This is a genomic window from Bartonella sp. AA97HXZ (assembly GCF_042196985.1).
Lineage (GTDB): Bacteria > Pseudomonadota > Alphaproteobacteria > Rhizobiales > Rhizobiaceae > Bartonella.
The window spans coordinates 1-1507 of sequence record NZ_JBHIRC010000069.1 but is presented as its reverse complement, the minus strand read 5'-3'; the positions used below and the strand labels follow the sequence as shown (position 1 = coordinate 1507).

The 1507-nt window shown below is 44.4% G+C and carries 1 protein-coding gene; it reads left to right on the top strand.

The window, feature by feature from the left end:
* Positions 1 to 1507, top strand: a 1507-nt coding sequence (locus ACFINE_RS09700; RefSeq protein ID WP_375621886.1) for a hemagglutinin repeat-containing protein, incomplete at both ends; no start/stop codon positions are given.

The following is a 1507-nucleotide window of genomic DNA, read 5'->3' as shown; positions in this document are numbered from 1 at the left end:
TTGATGCCGGTAATAATATCACGCTTTCGGAAAGCCAAGATATCTCTAAGACACAAAAAAAACATGAAAATTTCTTTGCTGGTGTTACAGGTTCTGTCAATGTTGGCATTCTTAGTACCATACAAGATATAAAGGATGCAGGAAAACGTTTTGGTCATGGGGATACAAAACACAAAATCGGCAATGGCATCATTCTTGGTCTAAAAGGCAAAGATCTCTATAACAAAGGCAAAGATCTCTATAATGGGATAAAGAGCGGATCAACAAAAGATTCCCTTCTCAAAATGGTGGATATTTCTACCAGTGTTACCGTAGGCTTTAAGACTGAAAAGGAAGAGAAGTCTTCTCAGACATCTACTGCTGTAACCAATAGCATAGAAGCTGGGCGTTCTGTCAATATGAAAGCCCACAAAGGCAGCATCCATGGTGTTGGAGCCGACGTTATTGCCGGTACCAATCCTGTTTATGCGCTGGGCAATGATCCGCAGAGCGGGAATATCAACTTGGATGCAGGACAGCACATTACCTTTGAAAGTGCGCAAAACACGCAAAGCACACAAAACCATAACCAAAGCGCTTCAATGAATATCGGAGCCAGTTATGGTACCGGTGGCGCAGAGGGAACAGGCAATGCCTCCTTTAGTCAAGGAGAAGGCTCCAGTGAACAGGTTCAACAAAAGAACGCCCATATTATAGGCACGGGCGCGGTTCACACCAACAGTGGGGGAAACACCACATTGGCAGGAGCAGTGGTTTCTGGAGAGCGTGTAAAAATGGAAGTAGGAGGTGATTTTACCGTTGTCAGCCGCAGTGATACGGGACAAAGTTCCAGCAAAAAAAACTCTGTTTCTGTTGGGGTTAAAGGCAATGGAAAGCCTGATGGTGCATCAATAAACGTCTCTTTCCAAAATGATCAATCCTCCAGCGATTATCACAGTGTTGTGGAACAATCAGGCATTAAAGCCCGTGATGACGGCTTTGAGATCACCGTTAAAGATAAAACAACGCTGACTGGAGGTATTATTGAAAGCACAGCCTTGGCAGAAAAAAACAGCCTGACCACAGGAAGCATCAGCACCAGTGATATTACCAACAGTGCGAGTGCCAAAGCCAGCAGTGATGGGATTAGCATTGCAGCGGGTGGTGCAATGGGCGAATACGACATCGCTAAAAACATTGCCAAAAATGTTTTAGATCATGCAGAACAACAGGATTCAAGGGAAGGATATACCAAATCTGCCATTAGCGATGGCACCATCGTCATTACTGATGAAGCAGGGCAGAAGGCATTGACAGGGCAAGGCGTTGATCAAACCATAGCTTCCCTTAATCGTGATACTGCCACTGCCCATAAGGGTGTACAACAACTCGATGTAGGCAAGCTGGAACAAATCGTCCATGAAAACCGCGAAATGGCAACACAATTGCTGGAAGAAGGATTTAAATACAGCGATAAAGCCTATAAAAAATATAGTGAAGAAGCCTCTAAAAAGCGCAATGATGTAGC